At 38.4% G+C, this 4,340-nt stretch carries 2 protein-coding genes and 3 pseudogenes; 1 reads left to right on the top strand and 4 read right to left on the bottom strand.

Features of this window, described 5'->3' with window-relative positions:
- Nucleotides 1-138: 138 nt before the first annotated feature.
- A pseudogene (locus tag CVD23_RS21575) lies at nt 139-1,368 on the bottom strand (IS110 family transposase).
- Between the two features lie 133 nt (nt 1,369-1,501).
- Nucleotides 1,502-2,282, bottom strand: a pseudogene (locus CVD23_RS21570) (recombinase family protein).
- 165 nt (nt 2,283-2,447) lie between these two features.
- Between CVD23_RS21570 and CVD23_RS21565 the strand changes: the two are divergent.
- A complete protein-coding gene (locus tag CVD23_RS21565; protein ID WP_101579565.1) occupies nt 2,448-2,648 on the top strand; it encodes a helix-turn-helix domain-containing protein in 201 nt (66 codons plus the stop codon).
- A gap of 330 nt (nt 2,649-2,978) precedes the next feature.
- Here the strand turns inward: CVD23_RS21565 and CVD23_RS21560 are convergent, their stop codons facing one another.
- Both CVD23_RS21560 and CVD23_RS22650 read right to left on the bottom strand, forming a co-directional pair.
- Nucleotides 2,979-3,374, bottom strand: a complete 396-nt coding sequence (locus CVD23_RS21560; RefSeq protein ID WP_101579566.1) for a CDI toxin immunity protein — start codon at nt 3,372-3,374, stop codon at nt 2,979-2,981.
- Nucleotides 3,375-3,385: 11 nt separating this feature from the next.
- Nucleotides 3,386-4,340: pseudogene (locus tag CVD23_RS22650) on the bottom strand (hypothetical protein); the annotation flags it as partial.

The following is a 4,340-nucleotide window of genomic DNA, read 5'->3' as shown; positions in this document are numbered from 1 at the left end:
TTCATTTCCTTTAGAAGTTGGCTTATATACATCGTCTCCAACTTTCCAACCTTTAGAAGCTTTTACCGTACCCTTAGGAACATCTAAAAATGTACTTTATGAAAAGGTGGCAGTTTATTCAACCACCACCCAATTTATTTAGCTTACCTTCGTTTCAGGCATTTCAGGCAGGATATAAGCCGTTTTATTTTTCATCATACCATAGATTATTCTGACTAATCTTCTCATAATATAAAGCAGGGCTTGTGACTTGGATTTTCCTTCTTTCAATTTCTGATTATAGTAAGTGTAAAAGACATGGTTACGAGGGATTTTACTCCCTTTACATACTTGAACTTGTTGGACAGCTAAGTTGTAAAACACATCATATAGCTTTCTGTTGCCTTGCTTGGTTTTCTTCATCGTTTCCTTACCGCCCGAACCCATTCTGATTGAGGCTATTCCTGCATACCTTGCAAGTTTATCAGAGTTAGCGAACCGATGAATGTCTCCAATTTCTGCAATTAAAGCGGATGAAGTTACCTATCAATCCCTGGCATAGTCTCAAGCTGCATACCTAATGTCTGAACAATCACCTTTAACTCTTTATCCACCTTTTTGATTTCCTGTTTCTTAAAGCGGATATCTCTCACTATGCTTTGAATAATAAAATCTCTAGATGTCTGATATTCTCGTATTACTTCTCCATCAGCTTGAACAAGGGATAATATTTGTTCTGCTTTTCTAGTCGAACAAGAATTACCACTGGGTTCTAATAGAAATGCTCTCATCCCTCTACGGTTTCCCACCCAAATGAGATGGAGAAGGATAGCTTTCCCAAAACGCTAATGCTGTTTTTCCATCAACTTCTGAAAAGAACTCCTTGTAGCTTGGATAATGATAGTTTAATTGCATATGCAGTTGGTTTTTTAAAGCGGTTTGTGTTTTCACTAAAGCGTTTCTTCTACCAACAAGTTGTGCAATTATCCAATGAATATCCGATGGTGTAGCTTCAGGCAAATACGGTAGGTCACGTATTAAAACCCTTGCCACACATTGAGCGTCCCAACTATCGTTCTTTTCAGTCATGGCATAACTGTTTCGTTCTGCATTGGATAAAGAGGAATTAACGAATTTTACAATGTAGCCTCGTTCTATCAGATATAAAGCTAAATCTCTTCCATAGCCGCCCACATCTTCTAATCCAAATACAGGGGTCAAACCTTCTGATAGATAACTATTCACATATTCTGATAAACTTGGAAATATGGATGGCTTATTTTGAAAAGTCATTTCCCCTAGCTTTTCATGCCAACAATCCAATATCACCGCTGTATGTTGAAACTTGTGTAAATCTAGCCCTATATAAATATACTTATCTCTTCTCATCAGAAAAACTCACCCCTATATTAGATTGAACGGCTAAAGCAAGACAGAGAATGTCGGCAACCTTAGGTCGAGCGTTAGTCTCATAGAGACTCGCAAGGGTACGAAAGCTTATCCATTCTCTATCTGTTAACCGTTATAATATGGCTTGATGTTTGCCATTTGCTGTTATGTCTCCGTAGTGGTATAAACCACTATAAAACGCTTTTCTATCTAAAATCCGTTTGACTTGGACTTTCGTAAACAACTTTCCTTGTTTTGTTCGATGTCCTTCCTCATTCAGTCGTTCTGCTAGTTGTGTTAAAGACCATGAAGGATACTGTTCCTTAAGGTCAAACACTCTTTGTACGGTCTGTGCCTGTCTATCGTCTATGACAAGGCTTTTCTGACCTTTCTTCACTTTGTATCCTAATGCAACATTTCCTCCTGCATAGCCGCCCTGTTGGGCTTTCTTGTTTCGTCCTCTCCCTAGCTTTAATGCGATTTCAAATCGTTGATATTGGTCTAATAACTCCATTAAACCATTGATTAAAAAGTCACTAGGGTCTTTCTTGTGAATACTGTATTGCGGCTGTTTGTTCAATACTCCGAATGTCCACTCCAAACTTTTTCAATTCCCGATGAACCAACACTTTCACGATGTCTGACCGCCATAAACGGCTTTTATTCAGCGTGACAACATAATCCACCTCATGGTGGGAGAGATACTCCAACATCTCCTGAAAGCCTATTCTATCCACTTCTAACGCTTCTTCGTCTACTTTAGCCCCACTGATACCCTCGTCCTTAAACAAGCGTAAAAGCGTGTATCCTTGAGCTTCACAATATGCCTTGATTTCATCTTCTTGGTAAGCAAGGCTGTATCCATCCTTTGCTTGTCCTTGTGTGGATACTCGAATATATCCGATAACATTCATGGTATTTTCCCCCTCCGTTACGCAAATTCAGATTAACGTAACGCTTAGACGCTATATTTAATATAAATTCATTGTATGCGGCTTTAGCGATACAATAAACCCCTTTACCGATACAAATTTATTGTGTATTGTAAAAGTAACATGAAGAAGAGGAAGGGAAATACCATGCCAATATCCATCAAACTAAAGGAAATCCTTAAAGAACGTGACCTTTCACAACGTGAATTAGCACGAATGGCAGGGCTGCGGCCTAATACGATAAGCCATCTTTGTTCAGACAACGTAGACAGGGTTTATCTTTCGACACTAGAAACGGTATGCAAAGTGTTAGACATTGACATTCAGGAGTTAATTGAGGTGGAGTAACCTCTCGCCATAGTAATCGTTCTATGTACGTAAAAGTTGCGATAATGTTTTAAAAGGCAGAGAGAAAGCAAAGGTAAGGTTTTGGAGGATGAAAACGGTGGTGTCTGATAATTTTACGACAATTTGCAGGAAATGAAATACATCAAATAGGGCATAAGTTTTATAGTGATTGTACGTACTCTATAATTTTGGAAAACTTTATGCAGGAATTATAACCGTTTTCTCTAATCTTTGGATAAAAAGTTGTTAATTCGGCACTCTGTCACTAATAAAACAACCCTCAAAAGAGTGAAGTATAACTTCTCTTCTGAGGGTTAATCCAATGATATTTTACTTTAATCCTATTTTTACTTCACCGTCATGAAATATTTCAATAACATATCCTGAATATGGTGAAAATATCCAAGTATCAAAACTTACAGCAGTAACATCATCTATTACTTCTAATACTTTATCTAAATCAGATTGGATTATAGGTAATGTCCCTTCATCCCAAATTACATATATAACATTGCTGTATTCATCAATGTTTTGGTTTAAAAAGGAGATTATCTCATCAACTGTACTCACATCAGCATGATAAGTTACATTCTCCCATTCAATACGCCCCCACTCTGTAAATGGAAAAGAACTCTCAAAATCTCTAATTACTTTCTCTCTATCAGTTTCAGATAAGATGTGGACATTCTCACCTAAGGCTTCAATACACTCATCAAGTAAACTCATTCAAATTCCCCTTATCTATCCAAATGTTTTAATAAAGATTTAAAGGTATTTTCGTTACCCTCAAATGGAATAACTATTTTTCGGGCATTAGCCCCTTTACCATTACGAAAATCTTCAATATTTATATGAGTCCCCTTATTAGGGTCATAATCTAATCTCCATCTTACTTTTCCATCAGCTGACTGTCTACCAACTACTTTTCCATATCCAGCACTTGACTTAAGAGTTCCTGTATATGGTTTTGAATTTGGTCCTAAATCTCCAACTAGGTCTAGTGCTTTATTTCTAGCTTGTTCATATGTCTTGACTTTATCTAATACTTGTTCCCCTTTACTTATACCCTTACTTGCCTTCGCTAAATCGACAACTTTACCCGGTTTATATAATAACCCAGCAGCGGCTAGAAATACATCCTCTTTAGAGGCACTACGGTAATTCAATAAAGTGTGAATATCTTCCATAAACCAGTAATTGACAGTACTTGCAGTTACATGTCCCCAACTAAGGTCAGGCTGATTAATTCCCCCTAGTACTTTTCTTTTACTATCAAAATGCATGTTATATCCATCATATACTGAGTATTTATGTTTAGTAGGTTTGTACATATTGGAAGGAATATTTCCTGCTCTGTTATTAAATTCAGCTATGGCCATGGCAAGCAGTTCTTCCTTGGTTGGTCCGGGATCTACTGGTTCCTCAACTGGATCTTCAGACCCACCCGATGATCCTCCTCCACCGGATCCTCCGCTTCCGCCTGTTCCTCCTCCAGATCCACCGGATCCTCCAGAACCTGGTTTTGGTGCTGGCGGAGGTGGTGTGCTTCCGCCATTCCCTCCGCCCGTTGGTGGTTTCGGTTTCGGGATGCAATACGTATCGTCTGAATCACTCGTCGTTTCACAGTGACCTGATGGATCCGTAAAGTTGACCGGATTGTTATGGACATAGCTGTACCGGTTAAGGGTCAAC

The organism is Bacillus sp. V33-4, from assembly GCF_002860225.1.
In the GTDB taxonomy this organism is placed as follows: domain Bacteria; phylum Bacillota; class Bacilli; order Bacillales; family Cytobacillaceae; genus Bacillus_BJ; species Bacillus_BJ canaveralius.
This window is presented reverse-complemented; position numbering and strand designations above follow the sequence as displayed.